Raw genomic sequence first — 14,861 nt, 5'->3', positions numbered from 1 at the left:
GGCCGCTTGAGATTTCTCTTAATGAGCGACAGGGAAATATCGCTGGCGAATAACCTTATTATTTCTATATGAAAGTTAAATTATCTGTTTACTGGTATATTTAGGAAATATCGCATGCGGTGTTTTGACTCCCTAATTTGTCAATATAAAGAAATTCCTAAAACCATAAAACTTTGCGCTTAATATTATTCTTAAAAACCAATATTAGGACGGTTGTCTCCTTGCCTGCTATTAGGTTAGCTGCAACAATTCTCCAGGCATCAAATGTTAAATCTTCTTGCTGCTATTTATGTGACGGTCTTAAGAGCGGTCATTCATTACCGCTCAGGCATTGAAAATGCCGGATATATTTATCCCATAAGACTTATCTAAGAGGGTGTCTATCCATAACACATTGTTTCGTCAGTGGATTGGTAACTGAAAGCCAAGGGCGGTAGCGTGCCTGAAAGCGTGTGAATCAGCCTCGATTATTCTGTCAATAGCCAATGGATGAATAAGCGTTTTTTAGGACTGATGCCAGTTATATTTCTTTTTTATTAACTGCATTCTGATTGTCCAAACAATCCGCGTTTATTTAAATTGCACAGGATAATTACTCTGCCAAAGTGATAAATAATCAATGATGAAATCCAAAATGAAATTGATGCCATTATTGGTGTCTGTGACCTTGATGAGTGGTTGTACGGTCTTTCCCGGCAGCAATATGTCGACAATGGGCAAGGATGTGATCAAGCAACAGGATGCTGATTTTGATCTCGACAAAATGGTGAATGTTTACCCATTAACGCCGCGCATCGTCGAGCAATTACGTCCGCGCCCGAATGTGGCGCAGCCGAATATGTCTCTGGACCAGGAGATTGCCTCCTATGAATACCGCGTGGGGCCGGGCGACGTCGTCAGCGTCACCGTCTGGGATCACCCGGAACTCACCACGCCTGCCGGGCAATATCGTAGCTCCAGCGACACCGGTAACTGGGTGCAGCCCGATGGCACCATGTTCTATCCCTACATCGGCAAAGTCCACGTGGTGGGCAAAACCCTCGCAGAAATTCGTAGTGATATTACCGGCCGCTTAGCGCAGTACATCGCTGATCCGCAGGTGGACGTTAATATCGCCGCATTCCGCTCGCAGAAAGCCTACGTCTCCGGCCAGGTGAATAAGTCGGGCCAGCAGGCGATCACCAACGTGCCGCTGACCATTCTCGACGCCATCAACACCGCGGGCGGCTTAACGGACGCGGCCGACTGGCGCAACGTGGTGCTGACGCACAACGGTAAAGAGGAACGCATCTCGCTCCAGGCGCTGATGCAGAACGGTGATTTGAGCCAGAACCGTCTGCTCTATCCGGGCGACATTCTGTTTGTCCCACGCAATGACGATCTGAAAGTGTTCGTGATGGGCGAAGTGAAAAAACAGAGCACGCTCAAGATGGACTTCAGCGGCATGACCCTGACCGAAGCGCTGGGCAATGCGGAAGGTCTGGACCTGACGGCGTCGAACGCCAGCGGCATCTTCGTGATCCGTCCGCTGAAAGGCGAGGGCAGCGCGAAAGGCAAGATCGCCAATATCTACCAGCTGGATATGTCCGATGCGACCTCTCTGGTCATGGCGACCGAGTTCCGTCTCCAGCCATACGATGTGGTCTACGTCACTACCGCCCCAGTCACACGCTGGAACCGTCTGATCAACCAGTTGCTGCCAACCATCAGTGGCGTTCGCTACATGACGGACACGGCGCGCGACATTCATACCTGGTAACCCGCGATGTTTAACAAAATTCTGGTGGTGTGCGTGGGGAACATTTGCCGTTCCCCCACGGCTGAACGGTTGCTGAGAGCGTATCAGCCCGACCTTATCGTTGACTCCGCAGGGCTGGGAGCGCTGGTGGGTAAAGGGGCGGATGAGCGCGCAACGAGCGTGGCAAAGGAGCACAACCTCTCTCTGGCCGGGCATTTTGCCCGCCAGGTCTCTGGCCGGATGTGCCGGGAATACGACCTGATCCTGGCGATGGAAAAACGTCACATCAACGCGCTGTGCGAAATCGCACCGGAGATGCGCGGGAAAGTGATGCTGTTTGGTCACTGGGACAGCGAACGTGAAATTCCCGATCCGTATCGCAAGAGCCGTGAGGCATTTGAGGCGGTTTATACCTTACTAGACCAGTCTGCCCAACAGTGGGCGCAGGCACTGAAAGTTCAGCAGGGATAACAATGACAGAAAAAACAAAACCTTCTGCCGCCCCGATCTCGGGCAGTGATGAAATTGATATTGGTCGTCTGGTCGGGACGATTGTCGAGGCGCGCTGGTGGGTGCTGGGCATTACGGCGGTTTTTGCTCTCGCCGCGGTGATCTACACCCTGTTCGCCACGCCTATCTATAGCGCCGATGCGCTGGTGCAAATCGAGCAGAACTCCGGCAATTCACTGGTGCAGGACATCGGCTCGGCGCTGGCGAATAAGCCCCCGGCGTCCGATGCGGAAATCCAGCTGATCCAGTCGCGCATGGTGCTCGGGAAAACCGTGGACGATCTCGATCTCGACATCGCCGTCACCAAAAACACCTTCCCGGTGTTTGGCGCGGGCTGGGACCGTCTGATGGGCCGTCAAAACGACACCGTCAAAGTCACCAGCTTTACCCTGCCAAAAGGCACGGCGGATCAGGTTTTCACTCTGACCGTGCTTAACCCTAAGCAGTACGAACTGAAAAGCGATGCCGGTTTTAGCGCCCGCGGTGAAGTGGGGCAGATGCTTTCCAAAAACGGCGTCAGCATGATGGTCAGCGCCATTCAGGCGGCGGACGGCGGGGAGTTTACCGTCAGCAAATTCTCGACGCTCGGGATGATCAACAACCTGCAAAACAACCTGACTGTCACCGAGAACGGCAAAGACACGGGTGTGCTGAGCCTGAGCTTTACCGGTGAAGATAAGGAGATGATCCGCAACGTTCTGAACAGCATCACCCGCAACTACCTTGAGCAGAACGTGGAGCGTAAATCGGAAGAGGCGGCGAAAAGCCTCGCGTTCCTCGCCAGACAGCTGCCGGAAGTGCGCACCCGACTGGACGATGCGGAAAACAAGCTTAACGCCTATCGCCAGCAGAAAGACTCCGTCGATCTGCCGCTGGAGGCCAAATCGGTGCTCGACTCAATGGTCAACATCGACGCGCAGCTGAACGAACTGACCTTTAAAGAAGCGGAAATTTCCAAGCTCTACACCAAACGTCACCCGGCGTACCGCACGCTGCTGGAAAAACGCCAGGCGCTGGAAGATGAGAAATCCAAACTCAACAACCGCGTGACGGCGATGCCGAAAACTCAGCAGGAAATTGTGCGTCTGACGCGCGATGTGGAGTCCGGCCAGCAGGTGTATATGCAGCTGCTGAACAAGCAGCAGGAGCTGAAAATCACCGAAGCCAGTACCGTCGGCGACGTGCGTATCGTTGACCCGGCCATCACTCAGCCCGGCGTGCTGAAGCCGAAGAAAGCGCTGATTATTCTCGGCAGCATTATTCTCGGCCTGATGCTCTCCATCGTTGGCGTGCTGCTGCGCTCCCTGTTCAACCGCGGTATCGAAAGCCCGCAGGTGCTGGAAGAGAACGGCATCAGCGTGTACGCCAGTATCCCGCTGTCGGAATGGCAGAAATCGCGCGATAGCGTCAAAACGGTCAAAGGAATTAAGCGCTACAAACAGAGCCAGCTACTGGCGGTGGGTAACCCAACGGATCTGGCGATTGAAGCGGTGCGCAGCCTGCGTACCAGCCTGCACTTCGCCATGATGCAGGCGAAAAACAACGTCCTGATGCTTACCGGGGTCAGCCCGTCAATCGGGAAAACCTTCGTCTGTGCCAACCTCGCAGCGGTGATCAGCCAGACCAACAAGCGCGTGCTGCTGATCGACTGCGATATGCGTAAGGGCTACACCCACGAGCTGCTTGGCACCAACAACGTCAACGGCCTGTCGGAAATCTTGCTCGGGAAAGGGGAGATCAGCCAGAGCGCCAAGCCGACGTCGATCACCAACTTCGACCTCGTCCCGCGCGGTCAGGTGCCGCCGAACCCATCTGAACTGCTGATGAGCGAGCGTTTCACTCAGCTGGTGAAATGGGCGAGCGAACACTACGACCTGGTGCTGATCGATACCCCGCCAATTCTGGCTGTGACAGATGCCGCGATTGTCGGTCGCCACGCCGGGACCACCCTGATGGTGGCGCGCTACGCGGTGAACACCCTGAAAGAGGTGGAAACCAGCCTGAGCCGCTTCGAGCAGAACGGCATCGAGGTGAAAGGGGTGATTCTGAACTCCATCTTCCGCCGCGCGACCGGATACCAGGATTACGGGTATTACGAGTACGAATATAAGTCTGACAGTAAATAACCTTAAACCACTGACCCCTCACCCTAACCCTCTCCCCACAGGGGAGAGGGGACCGCACGGAGCCGTCTTTTCCCCCTCGCCCCTTTGGGGAGAGGGCCGGGGTGAGGGGTGAGGGCAACAAGCCATCCGGGGAATAAAATGACAACACCACGCCCTTTGATCTCCATCTATATGCCGACCTGGAATCGCCAGCAGCTGGCGATCCGCGCGATTAAATCGGTTTTACGTCAGGACTACGACCACTGGGAATTGATCATCGTCGACGACTGCTCCTCCTCTTACGAGCAGCTGCAAAAATTCGTTACCGAGCTGAATGACCCGCGCGTGATGTACACCCATAACGCCATAAATTCCGGGGCCTGTGCGGTGCGCAATCAGGCGATTTTGCAGGCCAAAGGGGAGTTTCTTACCGGCATTGATGACGATGATGAATGGACGCCCAACCGTCTGTCGATCTTCCTGTCACACAAACAGCAGCTGGTGACCCACGCGTTTCTGTACGCCAACGACTACGTCTGCCAGGGCGAGGTCTATTCGCAACCGGCCAGCCTGCCGCTGTACCCGAAATCGCCGTACTCGCGCCGTCTGTTTTTCAAGCGCAACATCATCGGCAACCAGGTCTTTACCTGGGCGTGGCGCTTCAAAGAGTGCCTGTTCGATACGGAGCTGAAAGCGGCGCAGGACTACGACATTTTTTTGCGCATGGTGATGGAGTATGGCGAGCCGTGGAAAGTGGATGACGCCACGCAGATCCTGCACATCAATCACGGCGAAATGCAGATCACCTCGTCGCCGAAAAAATTCTCCGGCTACTTCCACTTTTACCGCAAGCACAAAGACAAATTCGACCGCGCCAGCCGGAAGTATCAGCTGTTTACCCTGTATCAGATCCGCAATAAGCGCATGAACTGGCGCACGCTGCTGACGCTCTTTTCCGTGCGCAACACCAAGCGTCTGGCCGACGGGCTTCGGGGGAAATAATGATTCTGGAAGATTGCCGCGCGAACAGATGGAGCCTGCGCCCGTGCTGCATGGTTCTGGCCTACCGGGTCGCGCATTTCTGCTCCGTCTGGCGCAAAAAAAATGTGCTCAATAATCTCTGGGCGGCACCGGTTCTGGTGCTGTACCGCATCATCACCGAGTGCCTGTTTGGCTACGAAATCCAGGCGGCGGCGACCATCGGACGCCGCTTCACCATTCACCACGGCTACGCCATCGTTATCAATAAATTCGTCGTCGCGGGTGACGATTTCACTATTCGCCACGGCGTCACCATCGGCAACCGCGGCCCGGAAAGTTTGGCCTGCCCGGTGATTGGCAACAACGTCGAGCTGGGCGCGAACGTGGTGATGATTGGCGATATTACCGTCGGCAATAACGTCACTATCGGCGCGGGCAGCGTGGTGCTGGACAGCATCCCGGATAACGCCCTGGTGGTCGGTGAAAAAGCCCGTGTGAAGGTCATCAAATGAATATTCTGCAATTTAACGTTCGTCTCGCAGAGGGCGGGGCGGCCGGTGTGGCGCTGGATCTGCATCAGCGCGCGCTGCAAAAAGGGCTACAGTCCCGCTTTGTGTATGGCTACGGCAAAGGCGGCAAAAAAAGTGTCAGCCACGATAACTACCCGCACGTTCTCAAGCAGACACCGCGTCTGACCTCGATTGCCAACATCGCGCTGTTCCGTCTGTTCAACCGCGATCTGTTTGGCAATCTCAATAACCTGTACCGCACCGTGACGCGGAGCGAAGGGCCGGTGGTGCTCCATTTCCACGTCCTGCACAGCTACTGGCTGAAACTGGAAGAGGTGGTCGCCTTCTGTGAAAACGTGCTGGCGCATAAGCCGGACACTACGTTTGTCTGGACCCTGCACGATCACTGGAGCGTCACCGGGCGCTGCGCCTTCACCGACGGCTGTGAAGGCTGGAAAACGAACTGCCAGAAATGCCCGACGCTGGCCAACTATCCACCGGTGAAAGTGGATCGCGCGCATCAGCTGGTGGCGGGGAAACGTCAGCTGTTCCGCGACATGCTGGCGCTGGGCTGCCACTTTATCTCCCCGAGCCAGCACGTGGCGGACGCGTTTAACAGTCTGTACGGGGCGGGCCGCTGCAAAATCATCAATAACGGTATCGATGTGGCGACGGAAGAGATCCTGGCGGAACTGACGCCGGTCGCCGTCACGCCGGGCAAACCGAAAATCGCGGTGGTCGCCCACGACCTGCGCTACGACGGTAAAACCAATCAGCAGCTGGTGCGCGACATGATGGCGCTGGGCGACAAAATCGAGCTGCACACCTTCGGCAAGTTCTCGCCGTTTGAAGGGCCGAACGTGATTAACCACGGTTTCGAAACCGACAAACGCAAGCTGATGAGCGCTCTAAACGGCATGGACGGGCTGGTGTTCAGCTCGCGGGTGGATAACTATCCGCTGATTTTGTGCGAGGCGCTCTCCATCGGCGTGCCGGTGATTGCCACCCACAGCGACGCCGCACGCGAAGTGCTGGAAAAATCCGGCGGGAAAACCTTCAGCGAGCACGAGGTGCTGCCGCTGGTGCAACGGCCAAAAGCCGAGATCGCGCAGGCTGTTTTTAACACCAGCCTGGAATCGTTCCGCAACCGCAGCCGCAAGGCTTACAGCGGTGAACAGATGCTGGAGGAGTATGTCTCGTTCTATCAGAATCTGTAGTTACCTGCTGCTGCCGCTGATCTATCTGCTGGTTAACGTCAAAATTGCCCAACTGGGCGAAAGCTTCCCGATTACCATCGTCACCTTCTTGCCGCTGTTGCTGCTGTTGTATGTCGAGAAGATTAGCGTTAAGAAGCTGATGATTGCCTTAGGGCTGGGATTTGGCTTAACGGCATTTAACTACATTTTTGGTCAGTCGCTGGATGCCAGCAAGTACGTCACCTCCACCATGTTATTTGTCTATATCGTGATTATTATTGGCATGGTCTGGAGTATTCGCTTCAAAACAATTTCTCCGCACAATTATCGGAAAATCCTTAGGTTCTTTTATATTGCCGTTGCGTTCATTGTCATGCTGGCTGCGATGGAAATGGCGCAAATTATTTTGACCGGCGGCAGTAGTCTGATGGAGATGATTTCGAAATATCTGATTTACAGTAATAGCTATGTTCTGAACTTCATTAAGTTCGGCGGCAAACGAACCACGGCGCTCTATTTTGAACCGGCGTTTTTTGCTCTGGCACTAATCTCAATTTGGCTCAGCATCAAACAGTTTGGTATCAAAACGCCTAAGACCGATGCTATGATTCTTGCAGGGATTGTGCTGTCAGGTTCTTTCTCTGGGGTAATGACATTTATCTTGTTTTACCTGCTGGAATGGGCCTTTCAGTACCTGAATAAAGATGCGATTAAGAAAAAACTACCCTTAGCTATTATTTCGCTAACCGTATTTTTAGTGGGTATTGTTTTTGCCTTCCCCTACATCGCCACCCGTCTCGGTGATTTAGGAACGGAAGGGTCGTCATCTTATTATCGCATTATTGGTCCGCTGGTGATGGTTGGGTATTCTTTAACCCATATTGATGGCGTCGTCAGATTTGGCTCACTTTACGAATATGTTGCATCATTCGGAATCTTTAACGGTGCGGATGTCGGTAAAACCATAGACAATGGTCTGTATCTGTTAATTATTTACTTTTCCTGGTTCGCGGTGCTGTTAACAGCCTGGTACCTGTTTAAAGTGTTCAAAATGATGATTAACGCATTTGGTGATAATCAGAATTATCGTGTTCAGCTTTATCTTTTTACGCCGGTGTCGCTGTTTTTTACCGGGTCAATATTTAGCCCGGAATATGCATTCTTAATTGTCTGTCCGTTTATTTTGCGCAAGGCGCTGAATATTACGCGCGTATGACGAAATGAGGTGATTTATGTTTCTTAGCGTTATTACTGTCGCCTTTCGCAATCACGACGGGGTGGTAAAAACCTGGCGCTCGCTGCGCAATCTGGCACGCGATCCGAGCCTCACTTTTGAATGGATTGTGGTGGACGGCGGCTCCAACGACGGCACGGCGGAGTTTCTGGAAAAACTCAACGGTGAGTTCAACTTACGTTACATCAGCGAGAAAGATAAAGGCATTTACGATGCGATGAATAAAGGCATCGAGATGGCGCAAGGGCGCTATGCAATCTTCCTGAATTCCGGCGATGTGTTTCATGAGGATGTGGCGCTGTTTGCCCGTCAACTGTCTCGTCAGAAAGACGACGCGATGTTTATCGGCGATGCGCTGCTGGATTTCGGTGATGGCAATAAAATTCGTCGAAGCGCGAAAAGCGGCTGGTATATCTACCACAGTTTACCGGCCAGCCATCAGGCGATTTTCTTCCCGACGGCAGGGCTGAAAAAACACCCCTACGATTTGCAATATAAAGTGTCATCCGATTATGCCCTGGCCGCCAGTCTGTATAAATCAGGCTATCCGTTCCGCCGGATTAAAGGGCTGGTGTCGGAATTCTCGATGGGCGGCGTGTCAACCTCGAATAATCTGGAATTATGCCAGGATGCCAAAAAAGTGCAGCGCAATATATTACGCGTGCCGGGCTTTTGGGCGGAATTGTCCTATTTATTACGCCTGAGAACGACGGGCAAAACGAAAGCCTTATATAACAAAGCCTGAATATAAGGACATGTGATGCAGGATCTCAGTGGTTTTACCGTCCCGAAAGGTTTTCGCGGTGGAAATGGAATTAAGGTGCAGCTGTGGTGGGCCGTGCAGGCAACATTATTCGCCTGGTCTCCGCAGGTGCTGTATCGCTGGCGCGCCTTTTTACTGCGTTTATTTGGCGCAAAAATTGGCAAAAATGTGGTGATTCGCCCGTCAGTCAAAATTACCTATCCCTGGAAATTAACCCTCGGGGATTATGCCTGGGTGGGCGATGACGCGGTGTTATATACCCTGGGCGAGATTACCATCGGTGCACATTCTGTGGTGTCGCAGAAGTGTTATTTGTGTACCGGCAGTCACGATTTTATGAGTCAGCATTTTGATATTAACGCCACGCCAATTGTGATTGGTGAAAAATGCTGGCTGGCAACAGATGTTTTTGTTGCGCCTGGCGTTTCTGTTGGTGATGGCACGGTTATTGGTGCCCGCAGCAGCGTATTTAAATCGCTACCGGCAAATAAGATTTGCCGTGGCAACCCCGCAGTGGTGATACGCGAACGCGTTGAAACTGAATAATTTCTGAGATAAGTACAGAGGAAAATAAACATGTCAAAAGTCGCTCTCATCACCGGCGTTACCGGGCAGGATGGTTCTTATCTGGCGGAGTTTCTGCTGGAAAAAGGTTACGAAGTTCACGGCATCAAACGTCGTGCCTCTTCGTTCAACACCGAGCGTGTGGACCATATCTATCAGGATCCGCATGCTGCAAACCCGAAATTCCATCTGCACTACGGCGACCTGACCGACAGTTCCAACCTGACCCGTATCCTGCAGGAAGTGCAGCCGGATGAAGTGTACAACCTGGGCGCCATGAGCCACGTGGCAGTCTCCTTCGAATCCCCGGAATACACCGCAGACGTCGATGGCATGGGCACGCTGCGCCTGCTGGAAGCCATTCGCTTCCTCGGTCTGGAAAAGAAAACCCGCTTCTACCAGGCATCCACCTCTGAGCTGTACGGCCTGGTGCAGGAAATCCCACAGAAAGAGACCACGCCGTTCTACCCGCGCTCTCCGTATGCAGTCGCCAAACTGTACGCCTACTGGATCACCGTTAACTACCGCGAATCCTACGGCATGTACGCCTGTAACGGCATTCTTTTCAACCACGAGTCCCCACGTCGTGGCGAAACCTTCGTGACCCGCAAAATCACCCGCGCGATCGCCAACATCGCTCAGGGCCTGGAATCCTGCCTGCACCTCGGCAACATGGACTCCCTGCGTGACTGGGGCCATGCGAAAGACTACGTGAAAATGCAGTGGATGATGCTGCAGCAGGACAATCCGGAAGACTTCGTGATCGCCACCGGCGTGCAGTACTCCGTGCGTCAGTTCGTCGAAATGGCGGCGGCACAGCTGGGTATCAAACTGCGCTTTGAAGGCACCGGCGTTGAAGAGCGCGGCGTGGTGGTGTCTGTCACCGGTCATGATGCGCCGGGCGTGAAGCCAGGCGATGTGATCGTTCAGGTTGACCCGCGTTACTTCCGTCCTGCGGAAGTGGAAACCCTGCTCGGCGACCCAACCAAAGCGCACGAAAAACTGGGCTGGAAACCGGAAATCACTCTCCAGGAGATGGTCTCTGAAATGGTTGCCCACGATCTCGAAGCAGCGAAAAAACACTCCCTGCTGAAGTCCCATGGCTACGAGGTTGCCATCGCGCTGGAGTCCTGAGTCATGACCAAACAACGTATTTTTGTCGCCGGTCATCGGGGGATGGTGGGTTCCGCCATCGTCCGTCAGCTGGAACAGCGCGGCGACGCGGAGCTGATTGTCCGCACCCGCGACGAGCTGAACCTGCTCGATGGCCAGGCGGTTCAGCAGTTCTTTGCCAACGAACGCATCGACCAGGTGTATCTGGCGGCGGCGAAAGTGGGCGGCATTGTCGCCAACAACAGCTACCCGGCGGATTTCATCTACGAGAACATGATGATCGAGAGCAACATCATTCACGCCGCGCATCTGCACAACGTGAATAAGCTGCTGTTCCTCGGCTCATCCTGCATTTACCCGAAGATGGCTAAGCAACCGATCGCCGAGAGCGAACTGCTGCAGGGGACGCTGGAAGCGACCAACGAACCCTACGCCATCGCCAAGATTGCCGGGATCAAACTGTGCGAGTCCTATAACCGCCAGTATGGCCGGGATTATCGCTCGGTGATGCCGACCAATTTGTACGGTCCGCACGATAACTTCCACCCGAGCAATTCGCACGTGATCCCGGCGCTGCTGCGCCGCTTCCACGAAGCGACCGCCGCCAACACCCCGGATGTGGTGGTGTGGGGCAGCGGGACGCCGATGCGCGAATTCCTGCACGTGGATGATATGGCTGCCGCCAGCATTCACGTCATGGAGCTGGACCGCGAGGTCTGGGCCGAGAACACCGAGCCGATGCTGTCGCATATCAACGTCGGCACCGGCGTGGACTGCACCATTCGCGAACTGGCGCAGACCATCGCTCAGGTGGTCGGCTACAAAGGCCGCGTGGTGTTCGACGCCACGAAGCCCGACGGCACACCGCGTAAATTGCTGGACGTGACGCGTCTGCACCAGCTCGGCTGGTATCACGAAGTGTCGCTCGAACAGGGACTGGCAAGTACGTACCAGTGGTTCCTGGAAAACCAGCACCGCTTCCGGGGGTAATCATGTTTTTAAGTCAGGAAGATTTTGCCACGGTAGTACGTTCCACTCCGCTGATTTCCATTGATTTCATCGTGGAAAACGAGCGCGGCGAGTTCCTGCTCGGCAAACGCACCAATCGCCCGGCGCAAGGGTTTTGGTTCGTGCCGGGAGGACGCGTGCAGAAAGATGAGACCTTAGAAAATGCTTTCGAGCGTCTCACTCTCGCGGAGCTGGGGCTGCGTCTGCCGATGGCGGCAGGCCAGTTTTACGGAGTATGGCAGCACTTCTATGACGATAACTTTTCCGGCACCGGTTTCAGCACCCACTACGTGGTGCTGGGTTTTCGCCTGAAAGTGAGTGAGGCAGACCTGCGTCTGCCTGATTCTCAGCACGATGATTACCGCTGGCTGGAGAAGGCCGCGCTGCTGGCGAGTGACAAGGTTCACGACAACAGCCGCGCCTATTTCCTGGCGGAACGTCAGGCTGAGGTGCCAGGCCTATGAAAATCCTCGTTTACGGCATTAACTACTCGCCAGAGCTGACCGGTATCGGCAAGTACACCGGTGAGATGGTGGAGTGGATGACCCGTCAGGGCCATGAGGTGCGGGTCATTACGGCCCCGCCTTACTACCCGGAATGGAAGGTCGGCGAACGTTATTCCAGCTGGCGCTATCGCCGCGAGCAGGGAGACGCAACCGTCTGGCGCTGCCCGCTGTATGTGCCAAAACAACCTTCGACGCTGAAACGCCTGCTGCATTTGGGAAGCTTTGCTCTGAGCAGTTTCTTCCCGCTGATGGCGCAGCGTCGCTGGAAGCCGGATCGCATTATCGGCGTGGTGCCAACGCTATTTTGCACGCCAGGCATGCGCCTGCTGGGCAAACTCTCCGGCGCACGCACCTTGCTGCACATTCAGGATTACGAAGTCGACGCCATGCTCGGCCTCGGGATGGCCGGGAAAGGCAAGGGCGGAAAAGTCGCGAAACTGGCGAGCGCCTTTGAGCGCAGCGGCCTGCACAACGTCGATTACGTCTCGACGATTTCGCGCTCGATGATGAACAAAGCGCAGGAGAAGGGCGTTCCGGCGCAGAAAGTGATCTTCTTCCCGAACTGGTCCGAAGTGGCGCGTTTTCGCGACGTCGCGGACAGCGATGCGCTGGCGTTACGTGCGCAGCTCGGTCTGCCTGAGAGCCAAAAAATCATTCTTTACTCAGGCAACATCGGGGAAAAACAGGGGCTGGAAAGCGTTATCGACGCCGCGCAGCAGCTGGATAAACATCCGTGGATGTTTGTGATTGTCGGGCAGGGCGGCGGTAAAGCCCGGCTGGAGAAAATGGTCAGCGAACGCAGCCTGAACAACGTTAAATTTTTCCCGCTTCAGTCTTACGAGGCGCTGCCAGCCCTGCTGAAGATGGGCGACTGCCACCTGGTCGTGCAAAAGCGCGGTGCGGCGGATGCGGTTCTGCCGTCCAAACTGACCAACATTTTGGCCGTCGGCGGTAACGCGGTGATCACCGCCGAGCCGGAAACTGAATTAGGCCAGCTGTGCGACAGCTTCCCGGGGATCGCCGTTTGCGTGGAGCCGGAGTCGGTGACTGCGCTGGTGGCCGGGATCGAACAGGCGCTCGCCATGCCGAAAGAGAACACGGTGGCACGTGAATATGCCGAACGCACGCTCGAAAAAGAGAACGTGCTTAGCCAATTTATTGCAGATATACGGGGATGAATCATGAGTCAGAATAAATTGTACCCGGTGGTGATGGCGGGTGGCTCTGGTAGTCGGTTGTGGCCGCTGTCCCGCGTGCTCTATCCCAAGCAGTTCCTCTGCCTGAAAGGGGAGCTCACCATGCTGCAAACCACGGTTTCCCGCCTCAACGGCGTGGAGTGCGAAAGCCCGGTAGTGATTTGCAATGAGCAGCACCGTTTTATCGTTGCCGAACAGCTGCGTCAGCTCAACAAGCTGACCGAGAACATCATTCTGGAACCGGCGGGGCGGAATACCGCGCCGGCGATCGCCCTGGCGGCACTGGCCGCTCAGCGCAGCAGCCCGGATTGCGATCCGCTGATGCTGGTGCTGGCGGCGGATCACGTCATTCAGCAGGAAGATGCCTTCCGTGACGCGGTGCGCGCCGCCATTCCTTACGCTGAAAGCGGCAAACTGGTGACCTTCGGCATCGTGCCGGATCTCCCGGAAACCGGCTACGGCTATATTCGTCGCGGCGACGTGACCACCGGCGAGGGCGACAGCGTGGCCTTTAACGTGGCGCAGTTTGTCGAGAAACCGAATCTGGAAACCGCGCAGGCCTATGTCGCCAGCGGTGAGTATTACTGGAACAGCGGCATGTTCCTGTTCCGCGCCGGGCGTTATCTGGAAGAGCTGGAAAAATATCGCCCGGATATTCTCCGCGCCTGCGAAAAAGCGATGGCGGTGGTTGACCCGGATCTCGACTTTATCCGCGTGGATGAAGCGGCGTTCCTCGCCTGCCCGGAAGAGTCCGTGGACTATGCGGTGATGGAGCGCACGGCGGATGCGGTAGTGGTGCCGATGGATGCGGGCTGGAGCGACGTCGGCTCCTGGTCTTCTCTGTGGGAAATCAGCGCCCATACGGCGGAAGGCAACGTCCACCATGGGGACGTCATCAGCCACAAAACCGAAAACAGCTATGTCTATGCGGAATCCGGCCTCGTGACTACCGTCGGGGTGAAAGACCTGGTGGTGGTGCAGACCAAAGACGCGGTGCTGATTGCCGATCGCAATTCCGTGCAGGACGTCAAAAAAGTCGTCGAGCAGATCAAAGCCGATGGCCGTCATGAGCATCACATTCACCGCGAAGTCTACCGTCCGTGGGGAAAATATGACTCCATCGACGCGGGTGAACGCTATCAGGTGAAGCGCATCACCGTGAAACCGGGCGAGGGGCTGTCGGTGCAGATGCACCATCACCGCGCCGAACACTGGGTGGTGGTCGCGGGCACGGCGAAAGTCACCATTGATGACGAGGTCAAACTGCTCGGTGAAAACGAATCTATCTACATCCCGCTGGGCGCGACCCATTGCCTGGAGAATCCGGGGAAAATTCCTCTCGATCTGATCGAAGTGCGCTCCGGCTCCTACCTGGAAGAGGATGACATCGTCCGCTTCCAGGACCGGTACGGGCGGGTTTAGCCCGAGCGCGTTGTTC

At 55.2% G+C, this 14,861-nt stretch carries 14 protein-coding genes; all 14 read left to right on the top strand.

All coding sequences use genetic code 11. The annotated features are described in order from the left end of the window. The first annotated feature begins 619 nt into the window (after window positions 1-619). Window positions 620-1,759, top strand: a complete 1,140-nt coding sequence (locus tag U9O48_RS14635) for a polysaccharide export protein (RefSeq protein WP_282493954.1) — start codon at window positions 620-622, stop codon at window positions 1,757-1,759. 6 nt (window positions 1,760-1,765) lie between these two features. Further along, window positions 1,766-2,209, top strand: coding sequence for a low molecular weight protein-tyrosine-phosphatase Wzb (gene wzb, locus U9O48_RS14630; protein ID WP_285144101.1), 444 nt, complete (start codon window positions 1,766-1,768; stop codon window positions 2,207-2,209). Between the two features lie 2 nt (window positions 2,210-2,211). After that, entirely contained in the window at window positions 2,212-4,374 is a 2,163-nt protein-coding gene (gene wzc, locus U9O48_RS14625) for a tyrosine-protein kinase Wzc (RefSeq protein WP_285144102.1), read from the top strand. A 138-nt stretch (window positions 4,375-4,512) separates the two neighbouring features. Further along, window positions 4,513-5,355 carry a colanic acid biosynthesis glycosyltransferase WcaA gene (gene wcaA / locus U9O48_RS14620; RefSeq protein ID WP_285144103.1) on the top strand — a complete coding sequence of 281 codons (843 nt, stop codon included), beginning with the start codon at window positions 4,513-4,515 and terminating at the stop codon, window positions 5,353-5,355. A 2-nt stretch (window positions 5,356-5,357) separates the two neighbouring features. Further along, a complete protein-coding gene (wcaB, locus tag U9O48_RS14615) occupies window positions 5,358-5,846 on the top strand; it encodes a colanic acid biosynthesis acetyltransferase WcaB (protein WP_324724408.1) in 489 nt (162 codons plus the stop codon). Then, window positions 5,843-7,060, top strand: coding sequence for a colanic acid biosynthesis glycosyltransferase WcaC (wcaC, locus tag U9O48_RS14610; protein WP_282493958.1), 1,218 nt, complete (start codon window positions 5,843-5,845; stop codon window positions 7,058-7,060). Before wcaB ends, wcaC begins: the two co-directional genes overlap by 4 nt. Next, the gene (gene wcaD, locus U9O48_RS14605) at window positions 7,035-8,255 is read left to right on the top strand and encodes a colanic acid polymerase WcaD (protein WP_282493959.1); all 1,221 of its coding nucleotides are present in this window, start codon (window positions 7,035-7,037) and stop codon (window positions 8,253-8,255) included. Before wcaC ends, wcaD begins: the two co-directional genes overlap by 26 nt. 16 nt (window positions 8,256-8,271) lie before the next feature. Next, window positions 8,272-9,018 carry a colanic acid biosynthesis glycosyltransferase WcaE gene (wcaE, locus tag U9O48_RS14600; protein ID WP_285149347.1) on the top strand — a complete coding sequence of 249 codons (747 nt, stop codon included), beginning with the start codon at window positions 8,272-8,274 and terminating at the stop codon, window positions 9,016-9,018. A 15-nt stretch (window positions 9,019-9,033) separates the two neighbouring features. Continuing rightward, on the top strand, window positions 9,034-9,582 hold the full coding sequence (gene wcaF, locus U9O48_RS14595) for a colanic acid biosynthesis acetyltransferase WcaF (RefSeq protein WP_285144105.1): 549 nt from the start codon (window positions 9,034-9,036) through the stop codon (window positions 9,580-9,582). A 30-nt stretch (window positions 9,583-9,612) separates the two neighbouring features. Next, the gene (gene gmd, locus U9O48_RS14590) at window positions 9,613-10,734 is read left to right on the top strand and encodes a GDP-mannose 4,6-dehydratase (protein WP_282493962.1); all 1,122 of its coding nucleotides are present in this window, start codon (window positions 9,613-9,615) and stop codon (window positions 10,732-10,734) included. A gap of 3 nt (window positions 10,735-10,737) precedes the next feature. Further along, window positions 10,738-11,703 (top strand): GDP-L-fucose synthase, encoded by a 966-nt coding sequence (fcl, locus tag U9O48_RS14585; protein ID WP_282493963.1) that lies wholly within the window; start codon window positions 10,738-10,740, stop codon window positions 11,701-11,703. Between the two features lie 2 nt (window positions 11,704-11,705). Further along, a complete protein-coding gene (locus U9O48_RS14580; protein WP_324722726.1) occupies window positions 11,706-12,185 on the top strand; it encodes a GDP-mannose mannosyl hydrolase in 480 nt (159 codons plus the stop codon). Beyond that, the gene (wcaI, locus tag U9O48_RS14575) at window positions 12,182-13,405 is read left to right on the top strand and encodes a colanic acid biosynthesis fucosyltransferase WcaI (protein WP_324722725.1); all 1,224 of its coding nucleotides are present in this window, start codon (window positions 12,182-12,184) and stop codon (window positions 13,403-13,405) included. Before U9O48_RS14580 ends, wcaI begins: the two co-directional genes overlap by 4 nt. Window positions 13,406-13,408: 3 nt before the next feature. Beyond that, the gene (gene cpsB, locus U9O48_RS14570; RefSeq protein WP_282493966.1) at window positions 13,409-14,845 is read left to right on the top strand and encodes a mannose-1-phosphate guanyltransferase; all 1,437 of its coding nucleotides are present in this window, start codon (window positions 13,409-13,411) and stop codon (window positions 14,843-14,845) included. Window positions 14,846-14,861 lie beyond the last annotated feature (16 nt).

Source organism: Lelliottia sp. JS-SCA-14 (assembly GCF_035593345.1).
GTDB classification, from domain to species: domain Bacteria; phylum Pseudomonadota; class Gammaproteobacteria; order Enterobacterales; family Enterobacteriaceae; genus Enterobacter; species Enterobacter wanjuensis.
This window is presented reverse-complemented; position numbering and strand designations above follow the sequence as displayed.